This is a genomic window from Caballeronia sp. LjRoot34 (genome assembly GCF_964253815.1).
Lineage (GTDB): Bacteria > Pseudomonadota > Gammaproteobacteria > Burkholderiales > Burkholderiaceae > Caballeronia.
The window spans coordinates 4,142,468-4,161,030 of sequence record NZ_CAXUSB020000001.1 but is presented as its reverse complement, the minus strand read 5'-3'; the positions used below and the strand labels follow the sequence as shown (position 1 = coordinate 4,161,030).

Genomic DNA, 18,563 nt, shown 5'->3' with positions numbered 1-18,563 from the left:
CCTTCTGGAGACCCTATGAATGCTCCTATCAGCCCGTTGAGTTCGGCGCTCCAGCAAATGCAGGTCATGGCGACGCAGGCTGCAGGCGGTGCCGGCCAAGTCGCGAGCGGTAGCGTCGCGCCCGAATCGGGTGCAGCGAGCGCCGGCAGTTTCGCCGACGCGCTGAAGTCGTCTCTCGACAGCATCAGCAGCAGCCAGAACAACGCGATCAACCAGGCGCAGGCGTTCGAAGTGGGCGCGCCAAACGTTTCGCTGAACGACGTGATGATCGACATGCAGAAGGCGAACGTGGGATTCCAGTTCGGTTTGCAGGTCCGCAACAAGCTCGTGTCGGCTTATAGCGACATCATGAACATCGCGGTCTGAGCGCTGCGCCGGTTTTTCCGCATCGTCGATCCGCCGACTATTTCCCCTCCTGGAATTCGCTGTGACGCAAAGCACGCCTAAAGCTTTTGCCGCTTTCTCCGATAACCCGGATAGCAGCACGATAAACGGTCAGACAAATAGAAGGGTCTCGATCAGTTCATCGGCATCGGTTCATCACGGTTACCGTCAATAAGTGAGCCGGCGGGCCGCGCCTTGTGCGCGAAACGCCCACGGCAACCAACTTGCATGGGACCAGAGTAAGGAGAGGGTCGGATGTTTTCCCAGGCACACGGTGGGGCTAACGCTTATGCGCGCGTCGGCGTTCAGACAGGGGTAATGGGCGCGAGCCCGCACAGGCTGGTCGCCATGTTGTATCAGGGTGCGCGACAGGCCATTGCCCAAGCGCGGATGCACCTGCAGCAAGGCAATATCCCGGCACGCGGCGAAGCGATCACGAAAGCGATCAGCATTATTGAAAGCGGTTTGCAGCAGTCGCTCAACATGGACGTGGGCGGCGACATCGCGGCCCGCCTGGATGCGTTGTACACGTACATGTCGCATCGTTTGCTGGAAGCGAATGTGCGTCAGAGCGAAGAGGTGCTGGTGGAGATCGATGGCCTGCTGGCGACCCTGGAGGAAGCCTGGATGGCGATTGCACCCGATGCAGCAAAAATGGCTGCGGCGTGAAGCCGCGAAACATGCTTGCCCATAATGAAAACCACACAAGAATATTTCGCTCATTATGAAGCGATTGCCGCACTTTCTACGTGCATGCTGGCCGCAGCACGCAGTGGAGAATGGGGTGAACTGAAGACGATGCAGGGCGCGTACCGGGATCTGGTCGACGGCTTGAGAGAGGTTGATCCCCGTTCCGAACTGGACGACACCGCGCGTGCCCGCAAGCTCGAACTGGTGCGCCGGATTCTTGCCGACGACGCCGCCATTCGCGATCTCAGCACCCCCAGCCTTGCGCGTTTGTCCGCAGCGTTATTCACCGTGAACAGGCCAGTGCGAGTTTTGAAGAAGATGATCGGGTTCCGCTAGGGCGTGTTTGACGCGTTCGCGGCTCGTTGAAACCGGTGGCCGGCCGTTCGGCTGGACTGCTGACCCGAGGATACTGGCATGACTGGACTGGACTCCGCCGTCGCTGCGCTGCTTGCCAGCCGCACTGACATGCTGTTGTCCGCGCTCAATACGCAGACCAGTTCGACCGCGCCTCAAGCCAATACCTCGCAACTTTTAGTCGATACCCCCAAGGTCGCCACGCCCGCGGCCGTTATCAGCGCGTATGCCGTGTCCGGCCCGTCGACGCAGACCGCGTTGAGCGAGATCGCGCGCACGCTCGACATCATTTCGCGGTTCGGCGGCAGCGCGACGCCCGCTTTGCCCGGCAGCGCGCCGTTGTGGCCAACCGCGCCGCGCCTGGTCGTGGCCGCGAGCGCCTTCGAGAGCCTGTCCGGGTCGTTGTTTTCCTCCAGCTCGGCGAATGCCGCGAGCGCGGTCAACCCGCCCGCGCCGCCTTTGCCCGCGCCCGTGCTGGCGGCAATGCTGGCCCGGACCGTCGCGGACAGCGGCCTTTTCTACGAAAACCATATCGCCCTCTGGCTGGGCGGACAACGTTCGCTCGCGTCGCTGCGAAATGAGCCCCAAGGGCGGGTGGACAAATTGGCAAGCGAATTGCCGTCGGATTCTTTCCTGGCTGCGGCTGACGGTGCGGCTGACGCCTGGATCGATGAAACGCTGCTGCCGCCCACCTTCGCCGCCGCCAATACCCCCGACGCGCCCAATCCCATGCGTCCCGTGCCTACGCCTCAAACGCCGCAGCAGGCGGCGGCGCTGGCGGCATCGGTGCGCGCGATGCCCACGAGCTTGTTTTCATCGACGGCGCAGGGAAGCGGAATAAGCGCGCCGCCTTCGGCCGCGCATCTGCAGGATTCGGCCGTGCAGGCGGCGATTGCCTCCGGCATTCATCCATCGACTATTCCGCTGGTCCGCCAACAGCTCGACGTGCTCGCTTCCGATCAGTTTCGCTGGTCCGGCGAAGCGTGGCCGGGCGCGAAGTTCGAGTGGGAAATCCAGCCGCAGAACCGCGCTCCCTATGGGCGCGATGCGTTCCAGGAGAGCGGCACGGGCGCCGGTTCCGCCGATACGGATCGCGCCTGGCACACGCGTGTCACGCTGAGCTTGCCCACGCTCGGCAATGTGGATGCCGATCTCGTGCTCACCGGCCAGCAACTGGTGGTGCGGCTGAATGCGAGCGAGGGCGGCGCCGCCCGTCTTGCCGCCGATGGTCATCATTTCCAGCAACAACTCGACGCGGCGGGATTGCAGCTCGCAGGATTGACCGTGCACGCCCGCGACGCGCTGGCTGACCTGGCCGGTGACCCGGCGTTCCCCCATTTCATCGATGCCGCCAATGTCGCCGATGCCGCCAGCCCGACGGTATTGCCATCGGCTGGGAGCGACACGTGAGTCCGCGCAACGATTCGCGCAAGCAGGCAACCGCGCTCGCCTACGACACCAAAAACGCCGACGCCGCGCCGCGTGTGGTCGCGAAGGGCTACGGGCTGGTCGCGGAAATGATCGTGCAGCGCGCGAAGGACGCGGGGCTGTATGTGCATGAATCGCCGGAGATGGTGTCGCTGCTGATGCAGGTCGACCTGGACTCGCGCATTCCGCCGGCGCTTTATCAGGCGGTGGCGGAACTGCTCGCGTGGTTGTATCGGCTGGAGAACGGGGTGGAGGCGGGTCCGCCGCCCGAAGTGGACCCTGCAATTCCAGTGCCCAAGGGCCGCAGCCGCCCGGCTTGACTCATTGATCGCGACGTTTTCGGCGTTATCCCCAAGCCTTTTGCTCATCAACCGCTGCTGGCCGGAGCCGCAAATTCCATGGCGGCGGCGTGCACGCCACGGACCTGATCCGCGAGCACCATCCCTACCCCGCGAACGCGCGCTCGATCACTGCGTTGAAATCGAACGTGGCCGGCAGCGTTCCATACACGCGATTGACAGAACCACGGGCATCGCCGAGACGGGTTTCCATGAACGCCGCCGCCACGTCCGGCGGCGCGTGCTGCGCGAGCAGAACCCCTTGCGCGACGAGCACCAGTTGCTGCGCGATCCCCCGCGCCGATGCTTCCCGCGTAGCCGGGTCACCTTGCAGCATGACGTGCAGCGTTTTCAACGCATCGCCGAGAACGCGATGTTCACCCGCCACGGCCTGCCACGAATCGAACAGCGCATGGGCCGCATCGGGTTCGCGCTCGAATGCCCGCAGCACGTCCAGGCACATCACATTCCCCGATCCTTCCCAGATCGAATTCACCGGCGCCTCCCGATAAAACCGCGCCATCGGTCCCGTTTCGACGTAACCGTTTCCGCCCCAAACCTCCATTGCCTCGCCGGTGAATTCCAGCGCGCGCTTGCAGACCCAGAACTTCGCCGCCGGTGTCACGATACGGCGCCACGCGCGTTCTTCCGGTTTCGCTGAATTCTCGAAGGCGCCCGCAAGCCGCATGAACAGCACGGTGGCCGCTTCGGATTCCAGCGCGAGATCGGCGAGAACGTTGCGCATCAGCGGCTGGTCGATGAGCTTTGCGCCGAAAACCCGCCGATGCCGCGCGTGATGAACCGCCTGGATCAGCGCGCCGCGCATCAACGCGGCGCTGCCGATCACGCAATCGAGCCGCGTGAAGTTCGCCATTTCGATGATCGTCGGTACGCCGCGCCCTTCGTTGCCAATCATGATGCCGTAGGCGTCGAGGAATTCGACTTCGCTGCTGACGTTCGAGCGGTTGCCGAGCTTGTCCTTGAGTTGCTGGACCTGCACGGCGTTCTTCGATCCATCCGGCGCGAAACGCGGGATATAAAAGCAGGAAACCGGGCCGTTTCCCTCGGTGTTGTCACCGGTGCGAGCGAGCACGAGATGGGCGTCGCATTGGGGTGCCGAGAAGAACCACTTATGGCCGATCAGCCGATACTCGCCGCCCCGTCCGCCCGTGCCCGTCGCGACCGCGCGGGTCCGGTTGCTGCGCACGTCCGAGCCGCCCTGTTTCTCGGTCATGCCCATGCCGATCATCATCGACTGCTTGCCGGCGCCAAGCGGAATATCGCGTGGATCGTGCTGGCGCGAGAGCAATTGCGCTTTCAACTTCGCGTACAGCGCGGGTTCCTGCTGCAGCACGGGAATGCTGGCGAAGGTCATGGTCAGCGGGCACAACGAACCGCTTTCCAGTTGCGCGTGGAGAAAATATCCGGCGGCGCGCGCAGCCATCGAACCGGTTTTCGGCGAAGCCGTTTCGAACGGCAGCGAATGAAGGCCCTGCTCGCGCAGCATCGAAAGCAGGGTGTGCCAGGCAGGATGGAATTCGATTGCATCAATTCTCTCCCCGCGCGCGCTGAACGGGTGGTGTTCGGGCGTATGCCGGTTGGCCAGATCGGCGAGCGCAAGAATATCGGGATGGGTGAGCGCCAGACCGTCGCGGGTGAGGGCATCGAGGTGCCACGCCGCGCCTTCGCGCTGGATGGCGCTGACTAGCGCCGGGTCGCTCGAGAGCGCGTTGTAGCGCTCGAGCGGCGGAGCCTGATTTGTAACTTCGTGTGTTTGGCCGTAAGTGGATGAGCGCATCGTTTGTCTCCGTCATGCGTTGATTCAGTTTGCCCGCTCATCTCAATTTTTGCAAAAACCTTGATCATCGTCATGTTCCTCGGCTTCGTTAAATGAAATGAATAGTGCGATTTAACGTTCATTCAAAATTTGCGCTTCGGTTACTGCATCGATGCAATCAAATTAATTAGTAATTCGAGATATTTCAAGAATCGTCTCAAATTTTCCGCTTTGAGGTATTTCCGATTTTTAATCCGCAGTCCTTGCTTCTCCAATGCCGAATCTATAATCTGCATCGCTCACTTTGGGCGATTAGCGCAATCACGCAAGTAAGGAAAAGGCAATTTAAATGAGCATCAATGTTATTCAGCTAGTACAGGGCGCTTTGACCGAAAGCGTGTTGCAACAACTCGCAACAAAATTGGGCGTTGCTCCCGAAGCGGCGAAGCGCGTGGTCGGCATGATCGCGCCCGCACTCGTCGGGTCGCTGATGAACAAAGCCGCATCGCCTGAAGGCGCGCGCAGCTTGTTCGCGTCGATCATGTCACCGGATGCGAACGCCAATATCGTCGATATGCTGCCGCAACTCGTCCACGGCGACGGCCTGCAATCGTTGCTCGCGTCGGGTACGCGGCTCGCGAGCGGCGTGGCGTCAGAAGAACGCGTGAACGCGCTGAGCAACGCGGTGGCATCGAAGACCGGCGTATCGGTTGGCGCCACGCATGCATTGGGCGGCATCGTTACGACCACATTGTTCGGCGTGCTAAAGCATTACTTCACGAAGTCCGGCGGCAATGTCGGCCAGTTGCCCACGCTCCTCGGCCATCAATTGCCGATGGTGAAGGCAAGCATGACAGAAGAAGTCGCCAGCGCGCTGGGTCTGGGCGGCGCCGCCAGTTTCCTGTCCGGCGTGGCCGCGCAGATGAAAGCGGTGTCGTCGCATCTTGAACACCCGTCAATGGTCGGCGGCGCATCGGCGGCCATCAACCCTTCGCTCGACCGGATCGTGGTGGAAGAGAAGGCTCGATCGAAGAAATGGTGGTGGCTTGCTGTCGCCGCTGCTCTCGCGCTGCTCGCATTGCTGTTCGGCCGTAGCTGCGTCAACCAGCAGGCACAGGCACCGGCACCCGCTGCGGCTCCTGTTGCAGCGTCCGCCGCAGCGCCCGTGGTTACATCGACTCCGGTGGTTGCTGCTGAAGCGGCTTCGGCAGTGGCTTCGGAAGCCGCTCCGGCCTCGGCGCCTGCTGCTGCTCCGGCACCCACGAAGGACGCACTGCTGACGTTCACCGTCGACAAGCTGGGCGCACCGACCATTCACGCAACGGTCGGCAGCGAAGAAGAGAAGGCCAAGCTGCTCGCCGCCCTGACGGCGAAGTTCGGCGCGGACCATCTGAACGCGACCATTACCGTTGACCCGGACACCAAGCCGGCTAGCTGGCTCGACAAGCTCGACGGCCTGTTGCCGCTGATGCAATTGCCGGGCGCGGAAGCCAAGTTGTCGGGTGAGAAGATCGAGTTGAGCGGTACCGCTGCAGATGTGCGCAATGGCTGGATGGACAAGCTGAAGACGTTGTTCGGCGCGGGCTTTACCATCGGCACCTTCAATGTCACGCAAGCAGTCCAAAGCGCGAAAGACTCGTTCATGAGCGCGTTCTCGTCGTTGAGCGATGATTGCTCTGCGGCAGATATCGCCAAAGTGCTGAACCTGCAAGTCATCAACTTCCGCACGGGCTCTGACGTGCCGCCGCAAGACGCGCAACTGGCGTTGGCAAAATCGGCACAAGTGCTGAAGACGTGCGAAGGAAAGGGCAAGGCCGTGAAGTTGACCGTGGGTGGTTACTCGGACAATGTCGGCCAGGCAAGCACGAATCTGGCGTTGTCGAAGAAGCGGGCGGAAGCAGTGCGCGCGTTCCTCGTGAAGCATGGCGTTTCTGCTGATTCGCTGACGGCGCAAGGTTTCGGCGATGCTAATCCGATCGCTGACAACGCAACGGCCAGCGGACGTTTCGCAAACCGCCGGATCGACTTCGCTGTGCAGCAATAATCGATTGACCGGACGCTACGAAGGTCCGGTATCGACGTAGCAACGAAAACCCCCTGTCCCGCGCGAGCGGGACAGGGGGTTTTCTTTTGGCGCTTGGTGAGTCACGACCTTGAGTCGCGACCCGACGCGTTATCTCGGTGCAGGGTTGCGCACGCGAGCAGGAAATCGTTCAGCCGGGCCTTGAAGGAAGTCATCGCCGAGATTGGCCGGCAGTGTTTCCCGCACGACCTCCAGCCACGCGCGTGCCGCGTTCGACAAATAGCCGTTGCGCCGCCAGCCCACGGCCATGTCCCAATGAATTTCCGGCGCGATCACCGGCCGGCAGGTGAATGCGTTGACATCGAGCCGCCGGCAATACGGCGCGGGCAGCAACGCAATACCGACGCCCGCCTGCACCAGCGCCGCCATGAAATCCCAGTGGCCGCTGCGCCCCACGATAGCCGGCGCGAACCCCGCTTCGCGGCAGGCGTTGAGCACGAGATCTGACAACGCGAGACTTTCGCCGTAGAACACGAACGGTTCCCGCGCGAGATCGGCGAGCGGCACGTCCACCAGCGCATCCCAGCGCGAGCCTTTCTGCGCAACGAGCCAGAGTAATTGGCGGCTGATCGGCAGTACGTCGAACGTGGCGAGATCGACCGGTTGCAGCACGCCGCCAAGCTCCAGTTCACCGTCGATCAGCGCCGCCTCGATCGCCTTCGAGCCACGCTCGAACAGCTTCAATTCCACCTTCGGATAGCGCTTCTTGAATGTGGCGATGGCCGGGGTGAACAGCGTTCCGCCCATGGGCGGAATCCCGATAGTGAGGGTGCCGCGCCCGAGTTTGCCGAGATCGTTGAGTTCAGCTTCGAGTTGCGCGTGCGCCGCCAGTACGTCGAGTCCGCGCTGATAGACGATCTGGCCGGCGTCGGTGAGCACCATCTGGCGGCTCTCGCGCAGCAGCAGTGGCGAACCTATTTCGTCCTCGAGCGACTTCACCATCTTGCTGATGGTCGGCTGCGTGACGAACATTTTCTCCGCCGCAGCGGTGAAGCTTTTCTGCTTCACGACTTCGACGAAATACCGCAACGATCGCAATTCCATACAGACCCCTCGAATTCCAAATTGGAATGCATTTGATAAGTTTAAGTCACTTTGATTATGGTGTGGCGCACGCTATATTTGGCTAAAGGTTAACCCTATCAATGAGCTGAAAGATCTGTCATGCCCCTTCCTGCCGATGTTTTGCCTTCATCGAGACAATCCGCTAATGCTGGCGTTGCCGCCCAGTCGCGCGGCGCGTTCAGCCGCTTTGCGCGCATCGCGTTGCAGAGCGCCGGACTTGCGGCAATCTGGCTGGTCGCGGATTTCGTTGCGCGCACCTTCCACTTGCCGGTGCCGGGCGGTGTCGTCGGATTGCTGATCTTGCTCGCGCTGCTGTTCTGCGGCGGCGTTGCGCCGCGCTGGGTCAAGGCCGGCGCGGACTGGCTGCTCACCGACATGTTGCTGTTCTTCATTCCGGCCGCAGTTGCCGCCGTTCAATACGGTGGCTTGTTCCGGGAAGACGGCTGGCGCCTGGCGCTAGTCGTGGTGTTCGGCACGCTGATGGTGATGGTCGCCGTCGCGTTTGCCGTGGAACGGGCTTCCAGGCTTGAACGCTGGCTGGAATTGCGCCGCCTGATGGACGTGCGGGGTGCGCGGACTGCGCGCCACGCCGCCCGCGCCTGACGTTTACTGTTTACTGCCATCGCGATGACCCCTCTCTACGACTTCCTGTTCGCCGATGCCGCCGCGCGCCCAATCGCGGCGGGATGTTTCGTGCTGACGGTGTTGCTGTATTTCGCGTCGAAGCGGCTTTACGCCCGTTTCCCGCGCCCGTGGCTTTCGCCGTTGCTGACAGTTCCGGCGGCGCTGGTCGCCGTGGTGTTGTGCGCACGCATTCCATACCCTGTTTATTTCGCCGATACCCGCTGGCTCATGTGGCTGCTCGGGCCCGCTACCGTTGCGTTCGCCGTGCCGATTTTTGAATACCGCCAATTGCTGAGAAAGCATTGGCTGTCGTTATCGGTGGGGGTGACGGTTGGGATTCTGGTGGCGGTCGGCGGCTCGTTGATGCTGGCGAAATTGCTGCATTTGTCGCCGGAATTGCAGCGTAGCCTCGCTACTCGATCGGTATCGACGCCCTTTGCGCTCGCTGTCTCCGACAAGCTTCATGCGCCGAAGGATCTCACCGCGTTGTTCGTGATCGCGACGGGCGTGGTTGGCATGCTGTTTGGGGAAATCGTGCTGGCGCTTGTACCTTTAAGATCACGCTTGGCGCGCGGTGCGCTTTTTGGCGCGGCCGCGCATGCCGTGGGCACGGCGAAAGCGCGCGAACTCGGCAGCGAAGAGGGCGTAGTCGCCAGCCTGACGATGATGATCGCCGGCGTCGTCATGGTGTTACTGGCGCCGGCATTAGCGTTTTTACCGTTCTAAGGCGCGCCGGGATTGTAGTCCGCGCGCGGCGAGCTGCTACGGACGCGGGCAAAACAAAGCCCGCGCTCAAACGCGCTTCCTCCATCCCAATTTGCTACAATCCCAACTCGCTTCGAGGAGCGTTGCGACGGCTTTCAACAAGGAAGGCCGCCAGGCTCGAAGCATTCAATCGGACGGAGTGACCGGCGCTTTCAGAGAAGTAAGCGCTTGTTGAACCACCGCATCGAACGGCGCTCACGTCAAATTTCTATATTTCCATTTAGAAAGGAGGGCGTGATGAACGCCGCAGTTCTCGATTCAAACACCAACAAAGATTTCGTCGTCGCCGATATGTCGCTTGCCGCCTGGGGCCGCAAGGAACTGAACATCGCTGAAACGGAAATGCCCGGCCTCATGCAAACGCGTGAGGAATACAAGGTATCGCAGCCGCTGAAGGGCGCGCGTATTGCCGGTTCGCTGCACATGACCATCCAGACCGGCGTGCTGATCGAAACGCTGACCGCACTCGGCGCGGACGTTCGCTGGGCATCGTGCAACATTTTCTCGACGCAGGATCACGCAGCCTCGGCCATTGCGCAAGGCGGCGTGCCGGTGTTCGCATTCAAGGGCGAATCGCTCGACGAATACTGGGAATTCTCCCACCGCATCTTCGAATGGCCGAATGGCGAATTCGCCAACATGATCCTCGACGACGGCGGCGACGCCACGTTGCTGCTGATCCTCGGCTCGAAGGCGGAAAAGGACCGCTCGGTCATTGCCAAGCCGGAAAACGAAGAAGAAATCGCGCTGTACAAGTCGATTGCCGCTCATCTCGACATCGACCCCACGTGGTACTCCAAGCGCCTCGTGCATATTCAAGGCGTGACGGAGGAAACGACGACGGGCGTGCATCGTCTGTATCAGATGGAAAAGGAAGGGCGCCTGCCGTTCCCGGCCATCAACGTGAACGATTCGGTCACGAAATCGAAGTTCGACAACCTGTATGGTTGCCGTGAGTCGCTGGTCGACGGTATCAAGCGCGCCACCGACGTGATGATCGCCGGCAAGATCGCGGTCGTCGCAGGTTACGGCGATGTGGGCAAGGGCTGCGCGCAATCGCTGCGCGGTCTGGGCGCGACGGTGTGGGTCACGGAAATCGATCCGATCTGCGCGCTGCAGGCAGCCATGGAAGGTTATCGCGTGGTCACCATGGAATATGCCGCCGACAAGGCCGACATTTTCGTGACCGCTACGGGCAATTTCCACGTGATCGGCCATGACCACATGAAGGCGATGCGCAACAACGCAATCGTCTGCAATATCGGTCACTTCGACTCGGAAATCGACGTTGCATCGACGCGCCAGTACACGTGGGACAACATCAAGCCGCAAGTCGATCACATCATTTTCCCTGACGGCAAGCGCATCATCCTGCTGGCTGAAGGCCGCCTGGTGAACCTGGGTTGCGCGACGGGCCACCCGTCGTTCGTGATGTCGGCATCGTTCACCAACCAGACGATCGCGCAGATCGAATTGTTCGTGCACGGCGACAAGTACGAAAACAAGGTCTACGTTTTGCCGAAACACCTTGATGAAAAGGTTGCGCGTCTGCATCTGGGCCGTATCGGCGCTGAACTGACCGTGCTTTCCGACTATCAGGCCAGCTATATCAGCGTGGACAAGATGGGTCCGTTCAAGCCGAATCACTACCGTTATTAATTGCGGCGGTAGTGTCGTAGTACTCAGCGCGTGCGCATGGGTTCAATTAACAAGCCCATGCGCATGAAACTTCAAGTACCAGGAGACCATCGATGTCCGTGCTGCTGACCTGGCTGATCAACGCGCTCGCGCTGTTGATCATCACTTACCTCGTGCCATCGATTCACATCCGCAGTTTCGGCACCGCGCTGATCGTCGCGATCGTGCTCGGGCTGATCAATACGTTCCTGCGTCCGTTGCTGGTGCTGCTCACGCTGCCGGTGACCATTCTCACGCTCGGGTTGTTCATCCTCGTCGTGAATGCGCTGTGTTTCTGGTTGTGCGCTTCGCTGCTGAAGGGCTTCGAGGTGTCGGGTTTCTGGTCGGCTTTCTTCGGCTCGATTCTGTACAGCATCGTGTCCTGGCTGCTGTCGGCGCTGATCCTCGGTCAGCGCAACTTCTAAGAACGCGAGTGCCTTCGCGCGCGCGTTCCACTCTTCCCATGAAACCGATCGAACTCTCATTCGAGTTTTTCCCGCCGAAAACGCAGGAAGGAATCGAGAAATTGCGCGCGACTGGCGCGCAGCTCAAGGCGCTCAACCCGAAGTTCGTCTCCGTGACGTTCGGCGCGGGCGGTTCCACGCAGCAAGGCACGCTCGATACCGTCGTCGAGATGATGAAGCAGGGACTCGAAGCGGCGCCGCATTTGTCGTGCATCGGGTCGTCGAAGGAGAGTCTGCGGGCCATTCTCGGCGCGTATCGCGAGCATGGCATTCGTCATATTGTCGCGTTGCGCGGCGACTTGCCTTCGGGCATGGGTGAAGTCGGCGAGTTGCGGTACGCGTCGGAACTGGTCGGCTTCATTCGCGCCGAGCATGGCGACTGGTTCAACATTGAAGTCGCGGCGTATCCGGAATACCACCCGCAGGCGCGCTCGCCCAAATCCGATATGGAAAACTTCGTGCGCAAGGTGCAGGCCGGCGCGAATTCGGCGATCACGCAGTACTTCTTCAACGCGGATGCGTATTTCCGTTTCGTCGATGACGCCCGCAAGCTGGGTGTCGAGGTTCCTATCGTGCCGGGCATCATGCCGATCACGAATTTTTCGCAGCTGATGCGTTTCTCCGAGATGTGCGGCGCGGAAGTGCCGAAGTGGATTGCGCGCCGGCTGGAAAGCTATGGCGACGATAAAGAAGCGATCCGCGCGTTCGGACTGGATGTAGTGACCGGTTTGTGCGAGCGGCTGGTGAAGGAAGGCGCGCCGGGGCTGCATTTTTATACGCTGAACGGCGCGGCCGCGAGCAAGACGATTTGCGAGCGGTTGGCGTTGCAGGGGCAATAACGACGCCTGGGCTTCTCGGGTGCCGCTGCAGGTGGAGCGCAATTTGAAAGTGGGGCGATCGCGACTTGCAAATCGCGATCGCTTTTTTGTTGAAACGAAAGCCGTTGGCAACTAACGATCTTCACGTGCGGGTAGATGCGCTCGTGAGGCGCCAATTGACGAGCAATTGTCATTACGGGGTATCAGAAACTTTGACTACTCAAGGCGACGACCAGACCCATTTTTGTGTTGTAAAGTACCGGTCAAGTCAGGCCGTCCAGCCGATTTTTCGGCTGGACAAACGCTGAAGGGGCAATGCTTGCTGAACTAGCTTGCCGATTTATTAACCGAGGCGTATTGCACCTTGCAACTTACCATTACCAACCAAAAATCAGCAGCAGGCGGGCGCAAGCGCGACGCTGCCCACTCAACCCGCGTCCCTCTCAATGACGTGGAAGAACAACCATCCGCAAAGCCCCTGTCCCAAAAGGATTCGGGTGCGTATTACACCCCCGACGGAGTCGCCGAGACTCTACTTCATTGGGCGATACGCAGCGAAAGTGATCGGCTGCTTGATCCATCCTGCGGCGACGGACAATTCATTGCCGGACATCGTAATAGTGTTGGCATTGAGCAGGACTCGGCTGCGGGAAAACTAGCCTCTCAGCGTGCTCCGTGGGCATCGATTCACGAGGGTGATTTTTTCGACTGGGCGTCGACCGCGAAAGAGCGCTTCGACTGCGCGGCGGGTAATCCGCCGTTCATTCGGTATCAAACTTTCAAAGGTGAAGTTCGAAACCGGGCGACAGCACTTTGTGCACGGGCCGGAGCCCGCTTTAGCGGCCTGAGCTCGTCGTGGGCGCCTTTTCTCGTCGCAACGGCAACCTTACTGAAACCCGGTGGCCGGATGGCGTTTGTCGTACCTGCGGAAATCGGGCACGCGCCATACTCGGCGCCATTGATCGAGTATTTTGCATCGCACTTTGCGGTGCTGCATATCGTCGCCGTAAGGGACAAGCTTTTCCCTGAGCTTTCGGAAGACTGCTGGCTGATTTTCGCCGAAGGCTTCGGTCAGAGCACGGCGGAAATTCGATTCTCATCCATGCCGCGTTTCAAGCGGATGGGAGTACCCCCAAAGACGTTTATTCGCGTGCCAATGATCGACTGGCGTGCCTGGGGCTGTCGGCTTCGTCCCTTCTTGATGCAGGCCAACGCTCGCAAGCTATACCGCGGTGTGGTGGAGGACGACCAAACGAAGCGCTTTGGTGAGTTGGCGAACATCGGAATCGGCTACGTAACAGGAGCCAACAGTTTTTTTCACCTACGTCCGTCGGAGGCAAGTCGTCTTCGCATTCCGAAGCAATTGTTGCATCCAACTGTTCGCAATGGTCGTGCACTTCCGAAGCAGCGGCTCACCGCCTCCACAGTGGGGATGTGGAAGGAAAACGACGAGCCAATTCTTCTGCTGCGTATGCCGAAGTCGGGACCGGTTCCGGCCTCGGTAGCGCGATACCTTGACTCCGATGCCGGCGTCGAAGCGCGCGAGGCCTACAAATGCAGAGTTCGTGATCCTTGGTATTCCGTGCCCGATGTGCAAGTTCCCGATTTCTTCCTTTCGTACATGTCCGGGCTGGAAGCCAATCTGGTCCGAAATGAAGCAGGGTGCACCTGCACGAACTCCGTTCATAGCGTTCGATTGCGGCAGGGGGTGGATTCGTCGCACCTTCTCGATATCTGGGAGTCGCCGTTTATCAAATTGAGTTCCGAGATCGAGGGGCATCCGCTCGGTGGCGGCATGCTGAAACTTGAACCGCGCGAAGCCAGCCAAATTGCTTTTCCAGAGAAAACGACCCTTGAGCATGTAGATGTTGCCATCGTGGAAGAGGCGCTGACGACGCTGCGCGAGTGGAGGCACTATGCCACTGCGTAGAGATGCGATCGATGGTGACTCACGCATTTGCCAATGGATAAACCAGCGGGAAGCGCTTCATCACTTTGCGACTTATGACGGCAAGACGCAAAGTCAGCAGCATATAAAACCTTTGCATTGGTATGTCGCATGTCGGTTGGTCCTTGAAGGGGGCTTCCATCCAGACGACATCACGCCTCGCCCGCCATTTTCCGTTGTCACGCGGAGCGGCAGGTCTTATTTGCATTTTGATCCGACCTTGGCGACGGGTTCTGAAAGAACGATTCTCGGGGGCTTGAAGACCAAAAATGTCGATGTGGTCGTGACTAAGGACGGGATTGGTCCGGTCCTGGCGATTTCTTGCAAAGGGATGATGGGTGCGTTTCGCAACCTGACCAATCGCATGGAAGAGACTATCGGGGAATGCACGAACCTTCACATCACGTATCCCGCCATGGTGTTCGGTTACATGTTCGTGATACGTGCAAATCGTACGATGGTTGCTTTAGCGGAAGGTCTCGAGTCGGAAGAGACCCCAGCGCGTCAACTTCTTGCCAATGACATCGCGGTTCGCGAGGGTGGCGAACCTGTGGAATCAATCTTCCGCTTTCATTCGGCACTGCGAGAACTAACGGGCCGTCGTGGCATTCGAGATGATGTGAGCGGTTATGAAGCAGTCACATTAGCAATGGTCGATATGGCGGAAGGCCGCGCCGGCTACATTCTGGGCGATTTCCCGCCTCAAGATAGTCCGCTTCGGATCGAGCAATTTTTTCAGGCGCTCTATTTACGGTATGAGGAGCGCTATGTGTTTGGCGCGCCCGATCTCAAGCCGGTGACTCGCCGATTGGAATGGGCGTCGCGCTCGCCCGCCTTGGAAATAGCGCTGATCGATGGAGCCCCATATCCAGTACTCGATTACGAAGTACGGGTCGACGTGGAGTCGTGAGCGTCTTAACTATCGCCATAGTGCAACTGCAAAACGCGCTAAAGATCGAATAACCCGCGCGGCATTCGCCGCGCGGTTCTTCTGTGCTTTTCGTATTTCCCCGTCCCTCGCTCAATCACCTTGAAACAAGGTGCATAACGAAACATGATGGACTCATGTTTTCGGCGCGCAACAATCCTGATCTTTAGCTTAAATTTACATTTCTTTCGTGCTACGGTAGCGCCCGAATTTGCCGTCGCGCGTGAGTTTGCCGACAAAGCGTGAATCGATGAAAACCGCGCTGAATCGCCCCAAAATCTCCCGACTCGTAGAAGTTAAGCGAAAACACGGCCTTTTCAACCCTGTTGCCTGGGTTGCCGGACACACGCGCGGAAGCTAATTCCCATGGGGAATTTCGTCGCCTTGTTCCACCCGGCAAAGCTCAGTAATATCGCGCTACGCTGGTTTTAGCCGGCATCGATCCTGGAGGAAACATGAAGAAAATTGGCCTGTTACGAGGCGCTCGTCTGTCGATGGCTTTAAGCGCCGCCATCGCGGCGTCGCTCGTAACCGCGAGCGTCGCTCATGCAGCACCCATTCCCAACAAAACGCTCGTCTACTGCTCAGAAGGCAGTCCGGCCGGTTTCGACCCCGCGCAATACACCACGGGCACCGATTTCACCGCGAATACGTTCACGGTCTATAACCGCCTCGTCGAATTCGAGCGCGGCGGCACGAAAGTAGAACCGGGCCTCGCGGAAAAGTGGGACGTGTCGCCCGATGGCCTCACCTACACGTTCCATCTCCGTCATGGCGTGAAGTTCCAGACGACGTCGTTCTTCAAGCCCACACGCGAATTCAACGCGGATGACGTGCTCTTCACGTTCAACCGCATGCTCGATCCGAACCAGCCGTTCCGCAAGGCTTACCCTGCATCGTTCCCGTACTTCACGGACATGGGCCTGGACAAGCTGATCACGAAGATCGAAGCAGTCGATCCGTACACGGTCAAGTTCACGCTGAAAGAAGTCAACGCGCCGTTTATCCAGAACATGGCGATGGAATACGCATCGATCCAGTCGGATGAATACGCTCAGCAACTGCTGAAAGCGGGCAAGGCGTCGGACATCAATCAGCAGCCGGTTGGCACGGGTCCGTTTATTTTCCGCAGCTATACGAAAGACGCGACCATCCGTTTCGACGGCAATCCTGATTACTGGAAGCCGGGCGCAGTTAAAATCTCGAAGCTGATTTTCTCGATCACGCCGGATGCCGCCGTGCGCGTGCAAAAGCTGAAGAACAACGAATGCCAGGTGATGGCCTATCCGCGCCCGGCTGACATTGCACCGCTGAAGGCCGACACGAACCTCGACACGCCGTCGCAACCGGGCTTCAACGAAGGTTACGTGGCGTACAACACGACGAAGAAGAACGTCGATAACGTCGATGTACGTCGCGCGCTGGACATGGCGATCAACAAGAAGGCGATCATTGAGTCGGTATATCAAGGCGCAGGTCAGGCCGCGATTGCTCCAATTCCGCCGACCGAATGGTCCTACGACAAGAACCTGAAGGTTCAGGCGTACGACACCGCGAAGGCCAAGGCGCTGCTCGCGAAAGCCGGTTACCCGAACGGTTTCGAAATCAACCTGTGGGCCATGCCGGTCCAGCGCCCGTACAACCCGAACGCACGTCTGATGGCCGAAATGATCCAGGCCGACTGGGCGAAGATTGGCGTGAAGGCGAATATTGTGTCGTATGAATGGGGCGAGTACATCAAGCGCGGCCACGCAGGCGAACACGACGCCATGCTGATCGGCTGGACGGGCGACAACGGCGATCCGGATAACTGGCTCGGCACGCTGCTCGGCTGCGAAGCGGTGAACGGCAGCAACTTCTCGCACTGGTGCTACAAGCCGTTCAACGACCTGGTGATCAAGGGCCGCAATACGTCCGACCAGGCGCAGCGCACCGAGGCTTATATGCAGGCGCAGCAAATTTTCGCTGACCAACTGCCGTTCTCGCCGATCGCTCACTCCACGGTGTACCAGCCGACAAGCAAGAAGGTAATCGGCATGAAGATCGAGCCGCTGGGTTACCTGCGTTTCGACGGTGTCGGCGTGCAGTAAGCTGGTAGCAGTACGCTTCGCTTGATGCACCAAAACTAAAACTAGTCGAAAAGGTCCGGCGACAAGGGTCACAAGCCCGCGTCGCCGGTCGCGTTTTTCCTCCCCAAAGAGACGAACCATGTTCCGATTCGTTCTGCGGCGCATAGGCATGGTGATCCCGACGTTCATCGGCATCACGATCCTGGCGTTCGCGTTAATCCACCTGATCCCGGGCGATCCCATTGAAGTCATGATGGGCGAGCGCGGCGTGGACCCGGCCATGCATGCCGAAGCAATGAAGCGGCTCGGGCTCGACCTGCCGCTTCCCGTTCAATATTTCCACTATGTCGGGCACGCGCTGAAAGGCGACCTCGGCATGTCGATCATCACCAATACCAGCGTGATGGGCGAATTCATGGCGCGCTTTCCGGCGACGCTCGAACTCGCGATCTGCGCGATGATTTTCGCTTTGGTGATCGGATTGCCGGCCGGCGTTGCCGCTGCGTTGAAGCGCGGCACGGTCGTCGATCATGGCGTGATGGGCACCGCCCTCACCGGTTACTCCATGCCGATCTTCTGGTGGGGCTTGATCCTCATCATGTTCTTCTCGGCGAAGCTGGGATGGACGCCGGTTTCCGGGCGTATCGCGGTGGAATACGACATTCCGCATCGCACCGGCTTCATGCTGTGGGACGCGCTCTTTTCCGACGATGAAGGCGCGTTCAAGTCCGCCGTCAGCCACCTGATCCTGCCGACCATCGTGCTGGGCACTATTCCGCTCGCCGTGATCGCACGGATGACGCGCTCATCGATGCTCGAAGTGCTGCGCGAGGATTACATCCGCACCGCGCGCGCCAAAGGGCTCGCGCCGGGACGCGTGGTGATCGTGCATGCGCTGCGCAATGCGCTGATTCCCGTGGTGACCGTGATCGGCCTGCAGGTCGGTACGCTGCTCGCCGGCGCCGTGCTGACCGAGACGTTGTTCTCGTGGCCGGGCGTGGGCAAATGGCTCATCGACGCTATCAGCCGGCGCGATTATCCCGTCGTGCAGGGCGGTATCCTGATGATCGCGACGCTCGTCATTCTTGTGAATCTGGTCGTCGACTTGATGTACGGCGTGCTGAATCCGCGCATTCGCCACACGAGGTAAG

The 18,563-nt window shown here is 59.8% G+C and carries 17 protein-coding genes and 1 riboswitch; of the genes, 15 read left to right on the top strand and 2 right to left on the bottom strand.

Annotated elements, in window-relative coordinates:
• Nucleotides 1-15: 15 nt before the first annotated feature.
• The 5 genes from fliE to ACSQ36_RS18750 all read left to right on the top strand — a co-directional run bounded on the left by fliE (nt 16) and on the right by ACSQ36_RS18750 (nt 3,176).
• Entirely contained in the window at nt 16-366 is a 351-nt protein-coding gene (fliE, locus tag ACSQ36_RS18770; RefSeq protein ID WP_436182973.1) for a flagellar hook-basal body complex protein FliE, read from the top strand.
• A 273-nt stretch (nt 367-639) separates the two neighbouring features.
• Complete coding sequence (gene fliS, locus ACSQ36_RS18765; RefSeq protein WP_436182972.1) at nt 640-1,053, top strand: flagellar export chaperone FliS; 414 nt, start codon at nt 640-642, stop codon at nt 1,051-1,053.
• 24 nt (nt 1,054-1,077) lie between these two features.
• The gene (locus ACSQ36_RS18760; protein WP_213767920.1) at nt 1,078-1,410 is read left to right on the top strand and encodes a flagellar protein FliT; all 333 of its coding nucleotides are present in this window, start codon (nt 1,078-1,080) and stop codon (nt 1,408-1,410) included.
• A gap of 78 nt (nt 1,411-1,488) precedes the next feature.
• The gene (gene fliK / locus ACSQ36_RS18755; protein WP_436182971.1) at nt 1,489-2,838 is read left to right on the top strand and encodes a flagellar hook-length control protein FliK; all 1,350 of its coding nucleotides are present in this window, start codon (nt 1,489-1,491) and stop codon (nt 2,836-2,838) included.
• Entirely contained in the window at nt 2,835-3,176 is a 342-nt protein-coding gene (locus ACSQ36_RS18750; RefSeq protein ID WP_436182970.1) for an EscU/YscU/HrcU family type III secretion system export apparatus switch protein, read from the top strand. Before fliK ends, ACSQ36_RS18750 begins: the two co-directional genes overlap by 4 nt.
• A gap of 124 nt (nt 3,177-3,300) precedes the next feature.
• Here the strand turns inward: ACSQ36_RS18750 and ACSQ36_RS18745 are convergent, their stop codons facing one another.
• Nucleotides 3,301-4,992 carry an isovaleryl-CoA dehydrogenase gene (locus ACSQ36_RS18745; protein ID WP_436182969.1) on the bottom strand — a complete coding sequence of 564 codons (1,692 nt, stop codon included), beginning with the start codon at nt 4,990-4,992 and terminating at the stop codon, nt 3,301-3,303.
• 328 nt (nt 4,993-5,320) lie between these two features.
• On the opposite strand from ACSQ36_RS18745, the gene ACSQ36_RS18740 reads away from it, so the two are divergent.
• On the top strand, nt 5,321-7,015 hold the full coding sequence (locus tag ACSQ36_RS18740; RefSeq protein WP_213767924.1) for an OmpA family protein: 1,695 nt from the start codon (nt 5,321-5,323) through the stop codon (nt 7,013-7,015).
• Between the two features lie 129 nt (nt 7,016-7,144).
• On the opposite strand, the gene ACSQ36_RS18735 is transcribed toward ACSQ36_RS18740, so the two are convergent.
• Nucleotides 7,145-8,098, bottom strand: coding sequence for a LysR family transcriptional regulator (locus tag ACSQ36_RS18735; RefSeq protein ID WP_213767925.1), 954 nt, complete (start codon nt 8,096-8,098; stop codon nt 7,145-7,147).
• 120 nt (nt 8,099-8,218) lie between these two features.
• On the opposite strand from ACSQ36_RS18735, the gene ACSQ36_RS18730 reads away from it, so the two are divergent.
• The 9 genes from ACSQ36_RS18730 to ACSQ36_RS18690 all read left to right on the top strand — a co-directional run bounded on the left by ACSQ36_RS18730 (nt 8,219) and on the right by ACSQ36_RS18690 (nt 18,562).
• Nucleotides 8,219-8,722, top strand: a complete 504-nt coding sequence (locus ACSQ36_RS18730) for a CidA/LrgA family protein (protein WP_436182968.1) — start codon at nt 8,219-8,221, stop codon at nt 8,720-8,722.
• A gap of 24 nt (nt 8,723-8,746) precedes the next feature.
• On the top strand, nt 8,747-9,469 hold the full coding sequence (locus ACSQ36_RS18725; protein WP_436182967.1) for an LrgB family protein: 723 nt from the start codon (nt 8,747-8,749) through the stop codon (nt 9,467-9,469).
• A gap of 108 nt (nt 9,470-9,577) precedes the next feature.
• A riboswitch (S-adenosyl-L-homocysteine riboswitch) is annotated at nt 9,578-9,712 on the top strand.
• Between the two features lie 33 nt (nt 9,713-9,745).
• Nucleotides 9,746-11,167 carry an adenosylhomocysteinase gene (gene ahcY / locus ACSQ36_RS18720; RefSeq protein ID WP_213767927.1) on the top strand — a complete coding sequence of 474 codons (1,422 nt, stop codon included), beginning with the start codon at nt 9,746-9,748 and terminating at the stop codon, nt 11,165-11,167.
• 92 nt (nt 11,168-11,259) lie between these two features.
• A complete protein-coding gene (locus tag ACSQ36_RS18715; protein ID WP_031364155.1) occupies nt 11,260-11,610 on the top strand; it encodes a phage holin family protein in 351 nt (116 codons plus the stop codon).
• 38 nt (nt 11,611-11,648) lie between these two features.
• On the top strand, nt 11,649-12,488 hold the full coding sequence (gene metF, locus ACSQ36_RS18710; protein WP_213767928.1) for a methylenetetrahydrofolate reductase [NAD(P)H]: 840 nt from the start codon (nt 11,649-11,651) through the stop codon (nt 12,486-12,488).
• A 343-nt stretch (nt 12,489-12,831) separates the two neighbouring features.
• Nucleotides 12,832-14,397: an Eco57I restriction-modification methylase domain-containing protein gene (locus ACSQ36_RS18705; RefSeq protein WP_436182966.1), complete on the top strand. Its 1,566-nt coding sequence runs from the start codon at nt 12,832-12,834 to the stop codon at nt 14,395-14,397.
• A complete protein-coding gene (locus ACSQ36_RS18700) occupies nt 14,384-15,325 on the top strand; it encodes a hypothetical protein (protein ID WP_213767930.1) in 942 nt (313 codons plus the stop codon). The genes ACSQ36_RS18705 and ACSQ36_RS18700 overlap by 14 nt, the downstream gene beginning before the upstream one ends.
• Before the next feature lie 473 nt (nt 15,326-15,798).
• The gene (locus ACSQ36_RS18695; protein WP_436182965.1) at nt 15,799-17,433 is read left to right on the top strand and encodes an ABC transporter substrate-binding protein; all 1,635 of its coding nucleotides are present in this window, start codon (nt 15,799-15,801) and stop codon (nt 17,431-17,433) included.
• Between the two features lie 118 nt (nt 17,434-17,551).
• Nucleotides 17,552-18,562, top strand: a complete 1,011-nt coding sequence (locus ACSQ36_RS18690; RefSeq protein WP_436182964.1) for an ABC transporter permease subunit — start codon at nt 17,552-17,554, stop codon at nt 18,560-18,562.
• Nucleotide 18,563: the final 1 nt, after the last annotated feature.